Annotated in this window: 8 protein-coding genes; 2 read left to right on the top strand and 6 right to left on the bottom strand. The window is 73.7% G+C overall.

What is annotated here, in order from left to right; genetic code table 11:
- Window positions 1-183: 183 nt before the first annotated feature.
- Together ABT127_RS38835 and ABT127_RS38830 are read right to left on the bottom strand one after the other, a co-directional pair.
- Entirely contained in the window at window positions 184-2,595 is a 2,412-nt protein-coding gene (locus ABT127_RS38835; protein WP_351461167.1) for an ABC transporter permease, read from the bottom strand.
- Window positions 2,596-2,600: 5 nt separating this feature from the next.
- On the bottom strand, window positions 2,601-3,371 hold the full coding sequence (locus ABT127_RS38830; RefSeq protein ID WP_351461164.1) for an ABC transporter ATP-binding protein: 771 nt from the start codon (window positions 3,369-3,371) through the stop codon (window positions 2,601-2,603).
- Between the two features lie 125 nt (window positions 3,372-3,496).
- Between ABT127_RS38830 and ABT127_RS38825 the strand changes: the two genes are divergently transcribed.
- A complete protein-coding gene (locus ABT127_RS38825; RefSeq protein ID WP_351461161.1) occupies window positions 3,497-4,714 on the top strand; it encodes a sensor histidine kinase in 1,218 nt (405 codons plus the stop codon).
- Complete coding sequence (locus tag ABT127_RS38820; RefSeq protein WP_351461158.1) at window positions 4,699-5,346, top strand: response regulator; 648 nt, start codon at window positions 4,699-4,701, stop codon at window positions 5,344-5,346. The genes ABT127_RS38825 and ABT127_RS38820 overlap by 16 nt, the downstream gene beginning before the upstream one ends.
- 131 nt (window positions 5,347-5,477) lie before the next feature.
- On the opposite strand, the gene ABT127_RS38815 is transcribed toward ABT127_RS38820, so the two are convergent.
- The 4 genes from ABT127_RS38815 to ABT127_RS38800 form a co-directional block, all read right to left on the bottom strand.
- Window positions 5,478-6,422, bottom strand: a complete 945-nt coding sequence (locus tag ABT127_RS38815) for a TauD/TfdA family dioxygenase (protein ID WP_351461155.1) — start codon at window positions 6,420-6,422, stop codon at window positions 5,478-5,480.
- A 14-nt stretch (window positions 6,423-6,436) separates the two neighbouring features.
- Window positions 6,437-7,477: a MupA/Atu3671 family FMN-dependent luciferase-like monooxygenase gene (locus ABT127_RS38810; RefSeq protein ID WP_351461152.1), complete on the bottom strand. Its 1,041-nt coding sequence runs from the start codon at window positions 7,475-7,477 to the stop codon at window positions 6,437-6,439.
- Window positions 7,478-7,580: 103 nt separating this feature from the next.
- Window positions 7,581-8,864: an MFS transporter gene (locus tag ABT127_RS38805; RefSeq protein ID WP_351461149.1), complete on the bottom strand. Its 1,284-nt coding sequence runs from the start codon at window positions 8,862-8,864 to the stop codon at window positions 7,581-7,583.
- Window positions 8,861-18,109 (bottom strand): amino acid adenylation domain-containing protein (locus tag ABT127_RS38800; RefSeq protein ID WP_502971855.1); only part of this gene is annotated, 9,249 nt, incomplete at its 5' end. The genes ABT127_RS38805 and ABT127_RS38800, both read right to left, overlap by 4 nt.

Genomic DNA, 18,109 nt, shown 5'->3' with positions numbered 1-18,109 from the left:
ACTGCGTGGCGTCGTACGCGCCCGTGTCGTACGCCGTCGCACCGAAGAACGGCGACTCGAAGGTCTGCGTGTCGTAGCCCCGGGGTTCCGGGGGGCCGCCGCCTCGTGCCGTGCCGATCCTCGCGTGGTGCTCGTTCGTCGTGTCCGGTTCTGCCCTCCTCGGCTTCCGGCCGGTGGTCCGTCTCAGGCGGCCTGGCGCTTCAGCGTCTTCGACGTGACCGCGACTCCGGCGGCGAGCGCCGCGACCAGGGTGCCGATGATCGCGAGGACGACGACGCCCGAGTTCAGGTGCAGGCCGACGTCCGACGAGGTGGCCTCGGAGAGACCGGCCGCCATGCCGGCCAGCGGGGGCAGGGTCACCAGCACACCGAGGGCGGCGCCGATGACGATGACCAGCGCGGTCTCGCCCGCCGAGGTGAACAGCAGCTGGCGGACGGTGCCGCCGGCGGACTTCATCACCCCGAAGTCGCGCCGCCGGCCGTGGGCGGCCATGGCCATGGAGTTGGCGACGGCGATCACGCTGTAGCCGACCGCGATCACGATCAGCATCATGGCGAGGGACTCGGTGAGCTTGGCGTCGGTGTTGTAGTCGGCCAGCGCGTACTGGGCGGCGTCGTGCAGCGCGACTCCGGGGGCCGCGGCGGAGGCCTTGGCGCCGCCGGGGACGAAGATGTCGTCGGTGAGCGCGGCCGGGTCGTGGGCGCGGACCAGGTCGCGGGCGACCACGAAGTCACCGCGGGCCGGGTCGTCGGGCAGCACCTGCGCGACGCGCAGGGTGACGGTGGCGCCGTCCGCGAACCGGACCGGAACCTCCTGGCCCTGCTTCAGGCCCAGGTCACCGGCCATCTTCTCGCCGAGGACCGCCTGGCCCGGCTTGTTCCACTTCGCGTCCCGGCTGCCCAGGACGTCCAGGACGGTGGACGCCCCGGCGTTCTCGCCGTTCTCGCCCTTCTTGGTGTTCTTGGTGTCGACGAAGGCGCGGGTCGGCAGGGCCGCCTTGCCGACCGGGTTGTCGGCGACGACCTCGTCGGTGTTGCCGGGGGTGCCGTCGGGCGTGACGATCGTCTGTCCGGCGACCTTCAGCGCCTCACCGGCCGGGTAGGCGACCCGCATGGTCGACACCATGCCGCTGAGCAGGACCGCGAAGCCGACGGCCGCGATCACCGGGGCGACCAGCGAGGCGGCGCGGCGCGGGTTGGCGACCAGCTCGGCCCGGATGAGGACCGGGGCGGCCTTGCCGCCGCGCTGGAACGGCGCGGTCAGGAACCGGCCGACCGGTCCGACGAACACCGGGGTGAGCAGGGCCGCCGCGACGATCAGCGTCATCGTGGCGAAGATCGCCATGTTGATCCGGTTGTCGGCGGTGGAGGTGGCGGTGCCGATCGCGAGCAGGACACCCAGGCCGAGGACGGTGAGCCCGGCGATCCAACGACCGCGCCCCATGCCCTTGTTGGCCGAGCGGCTGTCGAGCAGCGCCTCGATGGGGGCGACCTTGGCGGCCTTGCGGCCCGCGCTCCAGGCGCCGATCACGCTGACCCCGATGCCGACCAGGGAACCGGTGAGCAGCGGCCAGGCGGCGACACTGATCTCCATGCCGGGCGGCGTCACGTCCAGGCCCTTGAGGATCGAGAGCAGCAGCGGCGTGGCGGCCACGCCCGCCAGGCAGCCGGCGATCGAACCGGCGAGCCCGACCACGGCGGCCTCGCCGAGGATCATGCGGCGGATCTGCTTCGGCGAGGCGCCGATGGTGCGCAGCAGACCGATCTCGCGGCGGCGCATCCCGGTGGACAGGACCAGCATGGAGGCGACCACGAACACCGTGGTGAACAGGCCGAGCAGGGCCATGGCGCTGATCAGCTGGACGCCCAGGAAGCGCTTGTGCTCGATGTACTCGGGCTGCAGTTCGGACCGGCCGTCGCCGGAGACCACGCTGCCGCCGTCACCGATGAGCTTCTTCGCGGCGGAGACGATCGCGCCGGTCTCGGCGCCCTTGGCGGGGATCAGGGCGACGGCGGCCACGCCGGGCTGCTGCCGGGCCGCGAACTGCTCGCTGAAGTAGTAGCCGGGTCCGTCCACCGTGCCGACGACCCGGAACTGCTCGCGGCCCTTGGTGATGTTGACGGTCAGTTCGCTGCCCACGGCGGCGCCGAGGGCACGGTCGACGACCACTTCGTTCCCGGCGGCCGGAGCGCGGCCGGAGACCAGCCGGTACGGCGCCATCCGCGCGCTGCCGAAGCCGTGCCCGGAGTCGTCGGCGCCCTCGTCGGTGACGGGCTTGCCGTTCTTGATGGCCTGGGCGTAGAAGGAGCGGTCGACCACGGCGTCGGCGACGCCGGGGATCTTCGCCAGGCCGGCGACGATCGGCTCGGCCTCGCTCCTGCTCCACGGCATCCGGTCCTCGGGGCTGCCGTCGGCGTCGACGGCCTGCTTCGGGAGGGCGAGGGCCGCGGTGCCCTCGTAGCGGGGCTGGACCTTGGCGCGGGCGGAGTCGTAGATGACCAGGGTGGTGGTGATCAGGGCCACGCCGACGAGGACGGCGACGAAGGCGCCGAGGAAACCGGACCAGCGTTCACGGACGTTCGCGAGGATCAGCATGTCGGTCAGGCCTCCAGCCGGGCCATGTGGGTGGCGATCGAGGCGGCGTTGTCGGCGCCGGCCTGGTGGTCGAGGTGGATCCGGTCGGCGATCCGGCCGTCCTTGAGGAAGACGACGACGTCGGCGTGGGCGGCGGCCACCGGGTCGTGGGTGACCATCAGGGTGGTCTGGCCCTCCTGGTCGACCAGCATCCGCATCATCCGCAGCACCTCGCGGGAGGTGACGGTGTCCAGGGCGCCGGTCGGCTCGTCCGCGAAGAGGACGTCGGGCCGGGTGACGAGGGCACGGGCGAGGGCGACGCGCTGCTGCTGGCCGCCGGACAGCTCGCTGGGGCGGTGCCCCGCGCGGTCGGCCAGGCCTACCGAGGCGAGCGCCGCGGAGACCTGCTCGCGGCTGACCTTGCGGCCGGCGAACCGAGAGGGCAGCTCCACGTTCTGCGCCGCCGTCAGGGACTCCACCAGGTTGAACGCCTGGAACACGAAGCCGACGTGCTTGCGGCGCAGTTCGGTGCGCTGCATCTCGTTCTGCCGGCCGATGTCCACACCGGCCAGGACGATCTGTCCGTCCGACGGCTGCTCGAGACCGGCCGCGCACTGCAGGAGGGTCGACTTGCCCGAACCGGAGGGGCCCATGATCGCGGTGAAGGTGCCGCGGCGGAAGGAGAGCGAGACGCCGTCCAGGGCGGTGACCTGTCGTCCGCCGGTGCCGTGGACCTTGCGCACCGAGTGGAGTTCGACCGCGTCCTGCGTGGGGGTGATGTGGCTCGTCGTCGTCATGCCACGATTTCACTGCACCGGGGGTGGCCGGGGCACTGGCCCGCTCTCTACTCCTGAGGTAGAGGTAGCTCTACCTCCCTCGCTTCCCGGAGATCCGGAAGAGACCGGATGGGTACGTTGGCCGCATGCAACCCACAACGGCCTGGCAGGCCATGGCGCAGCGGCCGCTGAGCTTTCTGACCTCCAGCTGGCCCTGGCGGTCCCTCGCGTACCTGAGCGGAGGCGTCCTGGTCGGGGCCGCGGCGGTGGTCGTCTTCACCCTCGGCCTGGCCGCGGGCCTGATCCTCCTGGTCGTCCTGATCGGAGTCGCGCCCCTGGTCGGCCTGGTCTTCGCCTCCACCGTGGTCGCCACGGTGGAGCGCCGCCGGCTGCGCCTCGTCGACCTCGACCACGTCAGCGACCCGCACCGCACCCCGGAGGCCCCGGGGCCGCGCGGCTGGATCGCCACCCGGCTCAAGGAGCCGGCGACCTGGCGGGAGTTGATGTTCACGCTGCTGTCGGCCGTCGCCCTGTGGTGGCTCGACCTGATGGTGCTCGGCTTCTCCTTCGGACTGCCGGCCACGACCATCGCCTCGACCGACGGCGACACCTGGCCGTGGACGGTGTTCGGCGTGCTGGTGCTGCTCTCCACGCCGTACACGGTGACCTCCTGGGCGGGGGCGCGCGCCGCCATGGCCCGCTCCTTCCTCGCCCCGCGGGACCGGGAGCTCGGCGAGGAGCTGCGCGAGGTGCGCGCCTCCCAGTCGCGGCTCCTCGACTCCTTCGACGCCGAGCGGATCCGCATCGAGCGCGACCTGCACGACGGGGCACAGCAGCATCTGGTGTCCCTGGGCATGACGCTGGGGCTGATGCGGCTGGACGCCGAGCCGGGCTCGCCGCAGGACGAGCTGCTCACCCAGGCCGAGGGTCAACTGTCCACGGCGCACCAGGAGTTGCGGGCACTGATCCGCGGCCTGAACCCTCCGGTCCTCGCCGACCACGGGCTCGTCGCGGCGATCGAGGACTACGCGGGCCGGTTCCCGATCCCGGTGACGGTGGATCTGAACCTGCCGGAGCGGCTGCCCAGAAAGCTGGAGACGACGATGTACTACCTGATCAACGAGGCCATGACGAACATCGCCAAACACAGCGGTGCCAGGACCGCCGCGGTGCGCGGTCGCTACCATTCCGATCTGTTGGTCCTCGACATCAAGGACGACGGCCGGGGCGGTCTGGACCCCACGGGCAGCGGCGTGACGGGTCTCGCGGACCGGGTCACCGCCCTCGACGGCCGGATGCGGGTGTCGAGTCCGTCCGGTGGTCCCACCCTGTTGCACGTGGAGGTTCCGTGTCGCTTCGTCTGATCGTGGCCGAGGACGCCGTTCTGCTGCGCGAAGGCCTGGTCGGGCTGCTCGAACGGGTCGGACACGACGTGGTGGCGGCGGTCGGCGATGCCGACGCCCTGCTCGCCGCGGTCCGCGCCGACCGCCCGGACCTGATCGTCACGGACGTACGGATGCCACCGTCGCTCGGCGACGACGGGCTGCGGGCGTCGGTCGAGCTGCGCGCGGAGTTCCCCGGCCTGCCCGTGCTCGTGCTCAGCCAGTACGTGGAACGCTCGTACGCCCTGCGCCTGCTGGACTCCGGCGGTGGTGCCGGGGTGGGCTATCTGCTCAAGGAGCGGGTGAGCGCGGTGGCGGACTTCACCGCCGCGATCGAGCGGGTCGCCGCCGGCGGGACGGCGGTGGACCCCGAGGTCATCCACCAGCTCGTCCAGCTGCGCCAGGACCCGCTGGAGCGGCTCAGCGCCCGGGAGCGCGAGGTGCTCTCGCTGATCGCGGAGGGCCGCACCAACGCGAGCCTCGCCAAGAAGCTGTTCATCAGCGAGGCGGCCGTGAACAAGCACATCGGCAACATCTTCACCAAGCTGGACCTTCCGGTGGCCACCGAGGGGCACCGCCGGGTGCTCGCGGTGCTGGCGTACCTGCGGGCCTGACGCGTCGGCGCGGGCCGGGCCCGCACGCGGGAGAACCCCGCCCGTCTCCGGTGGGAGGCGGGCGGGGTTCTCGCGTACGGGGACGGCCCGCGGGGGTCTCCCGTGCCGGGGTCCGCCGCGTCGGGGGCCGCTCAGTCGCACATGGCGACCAGGATGCGGCGCGTGCCCTCGAAGGGGCGGCGGCCGTGGCCCGTGAGGACGTTGTCGATGACGAGCACGTCGCCCTCGCGCCAGTTCACGTCCACGGCCAGTTCCAGGCCGACGTCACGGATGTGCGTGACGTACTCGTCGGGTATGAGGCTGCCGTCCGCGAAGGTGACGTACTGCGGGAACTCCTCGGGCTCCAGGATGTCGTACAGCTCCTTGGAGGTCTCGTCGCCGAGGCCGGCCGGGTGCCACTGGTCGGCCTGGTTGAACCAGACCTCGACGCCGGTCACCGGGTGCGTGGTGGTGGCCTTGCGGTGCTGGACGACGCGGATGCCGTCCGGGCCCCACTCCCACTCCGCCTCCGCGGCCGTCAGATAGCGCTCCACCTCGGCGCGGTCGTCGGTCTCGAAGGTGTCCTGCCAGCTCTTGCCGAGGCCGTAGCCGTCGTGCAGGTTCTGCACGTAGCGGATGCCGCCCGCGAACGCCTCGCGGACCTCGGGCCGCAGCGAGTCGAGCCACAGCGCGCCGTCCACGACCGGGGTCGCGCCGCCCGACTCGGCGGCCTTCTCGCAGTAGAAGGCGAGCCGCGCCGGCCAACGGCGGGCGTAGTTCAGCTCGTTGTGCATCGAGATGGTGAAGCGCTGCGGGTACTCGGTCGAGGTGTAGAGGTTGCCCTTGACCCGGGTGCGCGGCGAGTTCCCGTGCACGTACGGCAGCCGGGTCGGCAGGAGCCGGTCGAGGACCGGATCGATGGATTCCGGCGTGACGCCGAAGCCGCGGAAGACGAGCGCCTTGTGCTCGGTCAGCAGCTCGGTGAGGCCCTCGGCGCCCAGGCCGGTCAGGTGCTCGGCCAGGTCACGGCCGTCGGCCTGCGCCGCGGTGATCTCGTGCGGGGCCCAGGTGAGGTTCTCGCTCAGGGTGGTGCTCATGACGTCTCCTGCTCCTATCGGGAGATGATCTCGTTCAGCTTGCCGAGCTTCTCGATGCCTTCGAGCACGGCCCTCGGCTCCACGCCGAAGTCGACCAGGCAGCCGATCTCGTCGACGCCCAGGGCCTGTACGTGCGGCAGCAGTTCGGCGGCCCGCTCGACGCTGCCGAAGAGGCCTCCGGTGTCGAAGTACCGGTCGAAGGCGCGGGCGGCGAGGTAGTCCATGTCGGCGGCGTTGAGGTCGGACAGGTCCGTGTCCTTGCCGGTGAACGACTTGGCGGTGAGGTTGGCGGAGCTCTTCAGGTAATTGGTGAAGGGCTCGCGCACCTGCTCGCGGACCTGGTCCAGGTCGTCGCCGAGCAGGGTGTGCAGCATCAGCACGACATGACCGGACCAGCCGTCGTGCTCCTCGGCGGCGACCCGCCGGTACTCGGCGATCTTTCCGGCGACCTCCTCCAGGGACTGGCCGAGCAGATGGGTCAGGATGCCGGCCTTCATGCGGGCGGCGGCCCGGAAGGTGTCGACGCCGCCGGCCGAGGTAAGCCAGACCGGCAACTCGGGCTGGACGGCGGGCGGATAGGCGCGGATGTCGACCGGCCGGCCCAGCCCGTCGGTGGTGGAGAGGGCCTCCCCGCGCCACAGCCGGCGCACCTCCTCGGCGGTGTCGCGGACCAGGGCCCGGCGGTCGGCGTGGTTCTCCGGGCGCAGCGCGAAGTCGACGGTGTTCCAGCCGGAGGCGAAGGCGACGCCCGCGCGGCCGCCGGAGAGGTTGTCGACCACCGCCCACTCCTCGGCGATCCGCGCCGGGTGGTGCAGCGGGGCGACGACGCTGCCGGCCCGGATGCCCACCCGCTGGGTGCACATCGCCACGGCGGCGCCGAGCACGGCCGGGTTCGGGTAGGCGCCGCCGAAGGGGTCGAAGTGCCGCTCGGGGGTCCACACGGCGGCGAGGCCCGACCGGTCGGCGAGCTTCGCCCCCTCGATCAGCAGCTCGTAGCGGCCGGCCTCCCCCGGCGCGGTCGAATCGTGCGCGAAATAGAACAGGCTCAGGTCCATGGACGGTCCTTCGGGTGGTCCGGGTTTCCGGGTGGTGCGCGGGGTCGGGTGGACGGCCGGCTCACGTTGCCGGTGGACGACGGTGGTCGGGTGAACGCCCCGGTCAGGTGTCGGGCGGGGACGCGGGAGGCGCCGCGGGGCGGGCCGCGTCCGGGATGCGGGCCCTGCGGACGGCCGGGATCAGCGCGGACACCGCGGCGGTGACGGCCATCAGGCCGGCCGCCACCAGCAGGGAGAGCAGCCCGCGGTAGGCCTCGAGGAGCTTTCCGGCGCAGAAGGCGCCCGCGGTGGTGCCGAGGGCGACGACGAGGCCGGACAGTGCCGCGACCCGGCCCTGCAACTCCTGGGGTGTGACGGTGACTTGGTAGACCGCGGTGGCCACCCCGAACACCGCGCCGATGATGTTCATCAGCGCGAACAGCACCCCGAGCTGCACCGGTCCCCGCGCCCAGGCCATGCCGGTCATCAGGGCGGCCCACAGGGTCAGGCCGCCGATCAGCAGGACGGACAGCGGCAGCCGTGCCATGAACCAGCGCCCGCTGAGCGCGCCGAGCAGGCCGCCGCAGCCGCTGATCCCGAGGACGACGCCCAAGGTGGCCTCCGGCAGCCCCTGTTCCTTGACCAGGATCACGACCAGGCCCTGCATCACCACTTGCAGCAGGGCCGTGGACACGGTGACCACGGGCAGCATGGCGCGCAGCGCCCGCTGGCCCAGCAGCCAGCGCAGGGCGTCGGCGAGGTCGCGGTGCAGTGCCCGCCGCGCCCCCTGGTGCTCCGTCCGCAGGTCGGCCCGGATGAACCGCAGGTTGACGGCCGCGGCCAGCGCCCCGAGCGTGGCGGCGAGGAACGGGCTCCAGCGGGTCCAGGTGAACAGCACGGTCCCGGCCGGCCCGCCCAGCAGACCGGCGATCCGGCCACGCGCCTCGTTCTGCGACAGTGCGGCCGGCAGCTGCTCCCCCGGGACGACCGTGCGGACGGCGGCCCGTTCGGCGAGCGAGGAGACGATCGCCAGCGAGACCTCGACGGCGATCAGCGCCAGCAGCAGTTCCATGCCGAGCGCGCCGAGAGTCAGAGCGGCGCCCACCGCGCCGAGCGCGAGGACCCGGCCGACGGCGCACCAGCGCATGACCGCGCGCCGGTCCCACCGGTCGACCAGGACACCGGCCGGCAACTGCACGACGGCCTGCGGCAGTACGGCCGCGGCCGATGCCAGGCCGACCGCCGCGGGCGAGCCCCCGGAGATCTGGAGCGCGAGCAGCGGGTAGCAGACGCTGCTCATCCGGGACCCGAAGAACTGCAGCCAGTTGCCGGTCCACAGCAGCAGGAAGTCGCGGTTGCGGCGCAGCGGAAGCGGTGCCGCAACCGTCGTCTCGTCCAGCGCTGTCATGCGCTGAGCCTGCGTCCGGCGTCTACGGCGGTTCTACGAGCGCCGGTGAGAGCGTCGCCGCCCGCCGCCTCGTCCAGCTCCGCGAGCCGTTCGGCCAGCACGCGGCCGACCCGGGCGATCGGCCCCGGCCGCGTCATGAGGCCCTCGTGGTCGCTGTCCACGTCGTGGTTGACGATCTCGCCGCCGACGTACTCCGCCCAGGCACGGTGGCCGCGCTCGCGGACCAGCGCCCCCCGGTCGCGTTCGGCGGTGACGAAGAGCATGTCGCCGCTGAACCGGGACGGGGTGTGTGTCCACATGAGCCGGGTGTTGTTGACGTAGACGTCCTTCATGGCGAGGATCTCGCGCTCGTCGAACCGCGCCATCACCTTGTTCTCGCGGGCCAGGAAGGCCCGGTAGCGCTCGATCGGGAAGGTCTGCTCGGTCAGCTCGGCCTCCTGGAAGTCGAAGCCGATCGCCCGCAGGTTGTGCGCGACGATCGTCGCCTCGGAGGGCGGCTCGGCGCCGGCCGCGTCGGCGACCGGGTAGGCGTCGAGCACGGCGAGGAGTTCCACCCGCGCGCCCCTGCGCTCCAGTTCCGCCGCCGCGGCGTGCGCGATCGTCCCGCCGACCGACCAGCCGAGCAGCCGGTACGGGCCGTCGGGGGCGACGGCCGTGATCTGGTCGGCGTAGTCGGCGGCCATGTCCTCGATGGAGGCGGGCAGCGGCTCCGCGCCGTCGGTGCCGCGCGCCTGGAGCCCGTACAGTGGGTACTGCGGGCCGAGGTGGGCGAGCAGACCGAGGTAGACCCAGCTGAGGCCGGCGGCCGGGTGCACGCAGAACAGCGGGGACGCCGAGCCGGAGGCGCGCAGCGGCACCAGCACGCCGTGTCCGTCGCGCGCGCCGTCCGGCTCCAGCTCGCGCAGCAGTGCGGCGGGGGTGGGGGCCTGGAAGAGCCGGCGCAGCGGGACGTCGACGCCGAGGACGGCGCCCACCCGGCCGACGAGCCGGGTCGCGAGCAGGGAGTGGCCGCCGCTCTCGAAGAAGTTGTCGTCGAGCCCGAAGTGCGGGAGGCCGAGGACCTCGGCGAACAGGGCGCACATCAGCTCTTCGCGCGGGGTGACCGGTGTGCGTCCCGCGGCGCGGGTGCCGTAGTCGGGCACGGGCAGCGCGGCCCGGTCGACCTTGCCGTTCGGGGTGAGCGGCAGGGCGTCGAGGACCACCACGGCCGCGGGCACCATGTGCGCGGGCAGCGTCTCCTTGAGCCGGTCGCGCAGGACGGGGCCGAGTCCGGTGTCGTCGCGGCGGCTCGCCGGGGCGTTGGCCGACGGCCGGGCGCCGGGGCCGGGCGCCGGCCGGTGGACCCCGGCGACGGCCAGGTCCACGGGGCCGTCCCCGCGGACGAACAGGGCGTCCAGCGCGCCGTCGTCGGCGTCCCCGGCCGCCCAGGTGACGGCCACCCGGTGGCCGGTGCGCTCGGCGAGTGCGTACAGCTCCTCGGGGTCGACGGCCGCGGCCTCCCGCGCGTCCTCGTCGAACAGGGCGCGCACCCCGGCCGCTTCGTCCGCCAGACGGAGGTTGGGGATGCCGGTGACGCGCAGCGCGGGACGGCCCGCGGCCAGCTCGTCCGCCAGCGCGTCGCGTCCGCGCACCCGCTCGCCCCAGGGCAGGACGGGCGCGTCGGGGGCCTCGGCGCCGGGTGCGGTGCGCAGCACCACGTCGTACCGGTGCCTGGTGAGTTCGTTGTGGTGGGTGCCGCGGCGCACCCGCACGTCGACGCCGAGCGGGCCGGCCTGCTCCGTGAACCACTCGGGTGCGAGCAGGAGTTCCTTCTCGCGGGCCACGGCCCGCTCGACGCTGGCCCGCAGCACGTCCCGTCCGGCGCCCTCGGGCACGGCGTCCTGCCCGGTGAGGGCGACGGCGCCGCGCAGGGTGCGCAGGGTGCGCAGGTTGCGGACGTCGCCGATGAAGACGGTGCCGCCGGGAGCGAGCAGGGCGCGTACCTTGCCGAGGACCTCCGCGAGGTAGTCGGCGCTCGGGAAGTACTGGACCACCGAGTTGAGCACGACGGTGTCGAAGGTGCCCGCGGGCAGGCCGTCGGTGTCGTGGGCGGGCTGGACGGTCAGGGTGACCCGGTCGGCCAGGCCGGGTTGTCCGGCGACCTGGTGGCGCAGCCGTTCGACGACGGAGGCGGACAGGTCGGTGCCCCAGTAGCTCTCGCAGTGCGGGGCGACGTGGGCGAGGATCAGGCCGGTGCCGGCGCCGATCTCCAGGACCCGGCGCGGCCGGCCGGCGAGGATCCGCTCGACGGTGGCCGCGCGCCACTCGCGCATCTCCTCCAGCGGGATCGGGGCGCCCGTGTACGTGGAGCGCCAGATGCCGAAGTCCTCGCCGAAGGTGTCGGAGCCCGGGTCGCCGTAGAGCGCGTCGTAGGCCTCCTCCCACTCGCGGACCTGGCTCTCCTCGGCCTCGGTGTCCCGGCTGCCGTCGCCGCGGTCCGGGACCGCGTACGCGACCAGGCGCTTGTCGCCCGGGATGTCCTCGCGGGCGACGACGACCGCCTGGGCGAGTTCGCCGCGGGAGGTCAGCGCGGCCTCGATCTCGCCGAGTTCGATGCGGAAGCCGCGCACCTTGACCTGGTGGTCGGTGCGGCCGATGTACTCCAGGTCGCCGTCGGCGCTCCAGCGGACCAGGTCGCCGGTGCGGTACATCCGGCCGCCCGCGGGTCCGAAGGGGTCGGCGGTGAACCGCTCGGCGGACAGGCCGGGCCGGTTCAGGTAGCCGCGCGCGACGCCGGTGCCGGCGATGTACAGCTCGCCGGCCTCGCCGGGCGCCACCGGGCGCAGCCCGCCGTCCAGGACGTACACCCGGGTGTTGTCCAGCGGGCGGCCGATGGGCGGCCGTTCGCAGGTGGCGTCGTCGAGGAGGGCGGCGGTGGACCAGATGGTGGTCTCGGTCGGCCCGTAGACGTTGGTGAGGGAGCCGCCGAGCTCGTGCAGCGCGCGGCCGAGCGGTCCGGGCAGCGCCTCGCCGCCGACGAGCTTGACGAGGCCGCGCAGCGCCTCGGGCCGGGTGGCGACCAGGCCCTGCCAGGCGGTCGGGGTGGCCTGGAGCACGGTCGCCCCCGACTCCTCGACGAGCCGGGCGAGGGCCACCGGGTCCTTGACGGTCTCGCGGGGCGCGAGCACCAGGCGGGCGCCGTGCGCGAGCGGGGTCCACAGCTCCAGGTTGGAGATGTCGAAGCCGATCGTGGTGACGGCCAGCAGCCGGTCGTCGGCGGTCAGGCGCAGCCGCCCCTGGATGGCGTGGAGCAGGTTGAGCAGGTTCTCGTGGCCCACGACGACGCCCTTGGGCCGGCCGGTCGAGCCGGAGGTGTAGATGACGTACGCCGGGTGGTCGGGGTGGGGTGCCGGAATCCGGCGGACCAGGTCGAGTTCGGGTGCGGTGACGGCGTCGAGGGCGGCCACGGTCCCGGGGTCGTCCAGGACCAGGCGGGCCACGCCGTCGCCGTCGGGCAGGCCGGGCGCGGTCTCCCGGTCGGTGAGCAGCAGGGCCGGGGCCGCGTCGGCCAGCATGTAGGCGACGCGGTCGGCCGGATACTCCGGGTCGATCGGGACGTACGCCGCACCGGACTTGAGGACCGCGAGCAGCGCCACGACCATCGCGTCGGTGCGCGGCAGGGCCACCGCGACGAGGTCCTCGGCGCCGACGCCGCGGGCGGCGAGCGCGTGGGCGAGCCGGTCGGAGCGCAGGTCGAGCGCGCGGTAGTCGAGGGTCAGGTCGCCGAAGTCGAGTGCGGGGGCGTGCGGTGTGCGCTCAGCCCGGGCGCGGAACAGGGCCGGCAGGTGCTCGTGGGGCAGGTCGCGGGCGGTGTCGTTCCAGGCGACGAGGAGCCGGCCGCGGTCGCTCTCGGGCAGCGTGTCGAGGGCGCCCACCGGGGCGTCGGGACGGCCGGCCGCGGCCGTGAGGACGGCGACGAGCCGGTCGGCGAGACCACGGGCGGTGTCCCGGTCGAACAGGTCGGCGGCGTACTCCAGGACGCCCGCGATCCCGCCGGGCGTGCCGTCGGCGGTGCGCCGTTCCCCGAGCCGGAACATCAGGTCGAAACGGGCGACACCGGTGCCGACGCCCTGGCCGGACGCGGCCACGTCGGGCATCGGCCCCGCGTGTGCGGGGTCCGCGGTGTCGCGTGCGGCCACGTTGTCGAAGGTCAGCATGGTCTGGAACAGCGGGTGGCGGGCCATGGAGCGGACCGGGTTGAGCGCGTCGACGAGCCGCTCGAAGGGCACGTCCTGGTGGGCGTAGGCGGTCAGGTCGGTCTCGCGGACCTTGGCCACGAGCGCGGTGAACGGCTCGTCGGCGGCCACCTCGGTGCGCAGTACGAGGGTGTTGGCGAAGAAGCCGACGAGGTCTTCGAGGGCCTCGTCGGTGCGGCCGGCGATCGGGGTGCCGATCGGGATGTCGGTGGAGCCGCTCAGCTTGGACAGGAGCGCGGCGAGGGCGGCCTGCACGACCATGAAGAGGCTGGCGTGGTTCTCCCGGGCCAGCTCGGTGAGCCGGGCGTGCGTTCCGGCCGGGATCTCCACGTCGAGCAGGTCGCCCCGGTAGGAGGAGACGGCCGGGCGCGGCCGGTCGGTGGGCAGGTCGAGCTCCTCGGGCAGGCCGGCCAGCGCGGTCCGCCAGTGCGCGAGTTGGCGTGCCGCGACGCTGTCCGGGTCGTCCTCGGAGCCGAGCAGTTCGCGCTGCCACAGGGTGTAGTCGGCGTACTGCACGGGCAGCGGCGCCCAGGCGGGTGCCTCGCCGGCGCAGCGCGCCGCGTAGGCGGCGGTGAGGTCGCGCACGAGCAGCGGCATCGACCAGCCGTCGGTGGCGATGTGGTGCACCAGGACCAGCAGGACGTGCTCATCGGGCCCGACGGCGAACAGGGTGGCGCGCAGCGGCGGTTCGGTGCCGATGTCGAAGCTGTGGCGCGCCTCCCGTTCGAGGTCCGCGACGGCGTCCTCCTCGGTGGTCTCGCGCAAGGTCAGCGCGGGACGGGCGCCGGCGGCGTCGAGGACGGTCTGGTACGGGCCGTCGGCGTCCTCCGCGAAGACGGTGCGCAGGGCCTCGTGGCGCAGGGCGAGGTCGGCGAGGGCCTCGGTGAGCGCCTCCCGGTCGACCGCGCCGGAGAGCCGGAGGGCCGTCGGCACGTTGTAGGTGTGGCTGCGGCCCTCGAACCGGTTGAGGAACCAAAGGCGTTGCTGGGCCGAGGAGAGCGGGACGCGCGCGCAGCGCTCGGCGGCGAGCAGCGGCGGCCGGGCGGGCCCGCCGGAGCCGAGGGCGGCGGTGAGTCCGGCGACGGTCGGCGTCTCGAAGAACTGGCGGATGGTGAGTTCCTCGCCGAGGGTGGCGCGGATCCGGCCGGCGAGGCGGGTGGCGAGCAGCGAGTGGCCGCCGAGGACGAAGAAGTCGTCGTCGATGAACACCTCGGGCAGGCCGAGGACTTCGGCGAACAGACCGCACAGGATCACCTCGTGCGGGGTGCGCGGGGCCCGGCCGGCCCGTGCGGGGCCGTACTCGGGCGCGGGCAGCGCGGCGCGGTCGAGCTTGCCGCTGGGGTTGAGCGGCAGGGCGTCCAGGGCGACGAAGGCGGAGGGCACCATGTGTTCGGGCAGGGCGGCGGCGACGTGGGCGCGCAGCCGGGCCCGGTCGACGGCGCGGCCCGCGGCCGGGACCACGTACGCCACCAGGCGCTTGTCGCCCGGTCTGTCCTCGCGGACGAGGACCGCGGTGCGGGCGACGTCGGCGTGGCCGAGGACGATCGCCTCGATCTCGCCGGGTTCGATGCGGAAGCCGCGCACCTTGACCTGGAAGTCGGTGCGGCCGAGGTAGTCGAGATTCCCGTCGGCGCTCCAGCGGACCAGGTCGCCGGTCCGGTACATGCGGGTGCCGGGGGCACCGTGCGGGTCGGCCACGAACCGCTCCGCCGACAGGCCGGCGCGGCGGTGGTAGCCGCGGGCCAGGCCGGGGCCCGCGATGTACAGCTCGCCCGCGACGCCGACCGGGACCGGTTGCAGGGCCCGGTCGAGGACGTAGAGGCGGGTGTTGCGGATCGGGGCGCCGATCGGCGGTACGCCGGTGATCTCGTCGCGGCTGTACCAGGCGGCGGCGTAGACGGTGGCCTCGGTGGGTCCGTAGATGTTGGCGAACCGGTCGGCTCCGACGGCGCGTACGACGGCGCCCGCGTCGCGGGCGGAGACGGCTTCGCCGGCGAGCACCACCTCGCGGGCGCGGACCAGCGGGCCGCCGTCGCCGACGAGTTGGGCGACGGCCGAGGGCACTCCGCTGATCAGGGAGACCGAGCGGCCCGCGTGGGCCGGGTCGCCCAGCTCCAGGACGTCGCGCATCACCTCGACGGTGCCGCCGCTGAGCAGGGGGCCGAACATCTCGAATACGGAGACGTCGAAGTTGAGCGAGGTGGAGGCCACCACGTGTGCCATGCCCTCGGCGCCGAACTCGCCCACGGCCCAGGCCGCCAGGTCGGCGACGTTCTCGTGCGGCACCACGACGCCCTTGGGCAGGCCGGTGGAGCCGGAGGTGTAGATCGCGTAGGCGGCGTGCGCGGGCAGCAGCGGCGCCGTGCGCTCCGCGTCGCCCACCGGGCCCGCGGGCAGGGCGGCGAGCGCGGCCTCGGTGGCGGGGTCGTCGAGCACGAGGGGCTCGGCGTGCTCGCCGGGCAGCCCGGCGAGCACGTCCGTCGAGGTGAGCAGCAGGCCGGGGGCGGCGTCGCGCAGCAGGTGGGCCTGGCGGTCGGCCGGGTAGTTCGGGTCCACGGGCACGTAGGCGGCACCGGACTTGAGGACGCCGAGGACCGCGACGAGGGTGAGCTCGGTGCGCGGCAGGGCGATGCCCACGAACTGCTCGGGCCCGGCACCGCGCTCGATGAGCAGCCGCGCCAGCCGGTCGGAGCGGGCGTCGAGTTCGGCGTACGACAGGGTCCGCTCCCGGTGCCGCACGGCGGGTGCCTCGGGCGTACGGGCGGCCTGGGCCGCGAACAGTGCGGGCAGTGTCGCCCGCGGCACCTCGGCGGCGGTGTCGAGCCAGCTGCCGAGGATGCGCCCGCGCTCGTCGTCCCCCAGGACACCGATCCGGCTCAGGGGCAGCCCGGGCCGTTCGGTCAGGGCGTCGAGCAGCAGGGTGAGGCGGCGGACGAAGGTCTCGGCGGTGGAGCGGTCGAAGAGGTCCTCGCTGTATTCGAGGTGTCCGGTGATGCCCGCAGGGGTGCCGTCCTCGGCGCGGCTGTCGGCCACGGCGAGCAGCAGGTCGAACTGGGCGACACCGGTGCCGACCTGGTCGCCGGAGACGGTGAGGCCGGGCAGCCGGCCCTCGCCGAGTGCGGCCTTCTGGTCGACGTTGTTGAAGGCGAGCATGGTCTGGAACAGCGGGTGGCGGCCCATCGCGCGGGACGGGTTGAGCACTTCCACCAGTCGTTCGAAGGGCACGTCCTGGTGGGCGTAGGCCGCGAGGTCGGTCTGCCGGGCGCGCTCCACCAGGTCGGTGAAGGTCGGGTCGCCGGCGACGTCCGTGCGCAGCACCAGGGTGTTGACGAAGAACCCGACGAGGTCCTCCAGTGCCTCGTCGGTGCGGCCGGCGATCGGCGTGCCGATCGGGATGTCGGTGGAGCCGCTCAGCTTGGCGAGCAGGGCCGCCAGCCCGGCCTGGACGACCATGAAGAGGCTGGCGCGGTTCTCGCGGGCGAGGTGTTCGAGGCGCCGGTGCAGCTCGGCGGGGAGGGCGACGGGCACGGTGGCACCGCGGTAGCTGCTCTCCGCGGGCCGGGGCCGGTCGGTGGGCAGGGGCAGTTCCTCGGGCAGGTCGCGCAGGGTCTCGCTCCAGTGGGCGACCTGGCGGCTGACGAGGCTGTCGGGGTCGTGCTCGGAGCCGAGCACCTCGTGCTGCCACAGGGTGTAGTCGGCGTACTGCACGGGCAGCGGCGCCCAGGCGGGCGCCTCGCCGGCGCAGCGCGCGGTGTAGGCGGTGGTGAGGTCGCGGACCAGAACCGGGGTGGACCAGCCGCCGTCGCTCGCGATGTGGTGGACGAGCAGCATCAGGACGTGGTCGTCCGCGCCGAGCTCGAACAGGTGGGCGCGCAGCGGCGGTTCCGTTTCCAGGTCGAAGCCCTGGCGCGCGGCCCGGCGCAGTTCCCCGGCCAGGCCGGCCGCGTCGGTGCGGACGATCCGGGGTTCGGGGCGTGCCTGCTCGGGGTCGAGGACGATCTGGTGCGGCCCCTGCTCGTCCTCGGCGAAGACGGTGCGCAGGCTCTCGTGCCGGGTGACGACGTCGGCCAGCGCGGCGGCCAGCGCCTCGCGGTCGAGGGAGCCGGACAGGCGCAGCGTGGTGGGGATGTTGTGGGCCGCGCCGGGTCCTTCGAGCCGGCTGAGGAACCACAGGCGACGCTGGGCGAAGGAGACCGGTATCCGCCCGGGGCGCGGGCGGGCCTCCAGGGCGGGGCGGGCCGTGTCGCCGTCGGCGAGCAGCGCGGCGAGGCCGGCGACCGTCGGGGTCTCGAAGAGCTGGCGCACGGGCAGCTCCACGCCGAGCGTGGCGCGCACCCGGGTCATCAGGCGCAGGGCGAGCAGCGAGTGGCCGCCGCGCGAGAAGAAGTCCTCGTCGACGGAGACCCTGGCCACCCCGAGGACCTCGGCGAACAGGCCGCACAGGATCTCCTCCTGCGGGGTGCGCGGGGCGCGGCCGGTGGTGTCCAGGCCGTACGCCGGGGCGGGCAGGGCGGCGCGGTCGAGCTTGCCGTTGGGCGTCAGCGGCAGGGCGTCGAGGGTGACGAACGCCGCGGGCACCATGTACTCGGGCAGGGAGGCCGCCGCGTACTTGCGCAGCAGCGCGTGGTGCGGGCCGCTGTGCGCGCCGACGGGCACGACGTAGGCGACGATGCGCTTGTCGCCCGGGGCGTCCTCACGAACCACGACGGCAGCCCTGCCGATGTCCGGATGATCGGCGAGAACGGTCTCGATCTCGCCGAGTTCGATACGGAAGCCACGCACCTTCACCTGGAAATCGGTGCGCCCGATGTACTCCAGATCACCGGCCGCCGTACGTCGCACCAGGTCACCGGTCCGGTACATGCGCGTACCGGCAGCACCGTACGGATCGGCCACGAACCGCTCCGCCGACAACCCCGGACGCCGGTGATATCCCCGGGCCAGCCCCGCACCCGCGATGTACAGCTCCCCCGCCACCCCGACCGGCACCGGACGCAGCCCCGGATCGAG

The sequence above is a fragment of the Streptomyces sp. NPDC001904 genome (assembly GCF_040297005.1).
Classification (GTDB): domain Bacteria; phylum Actinomycetota; class Actinomycetes; order Streptomycetales; family Streptomycetaceae; genus Streptomyces.
The sequence above is the reverse complement of the archived record's forward strand: the minus strand, read 5'-3'. Positions and strand labels throughout refer to the sequence as shown.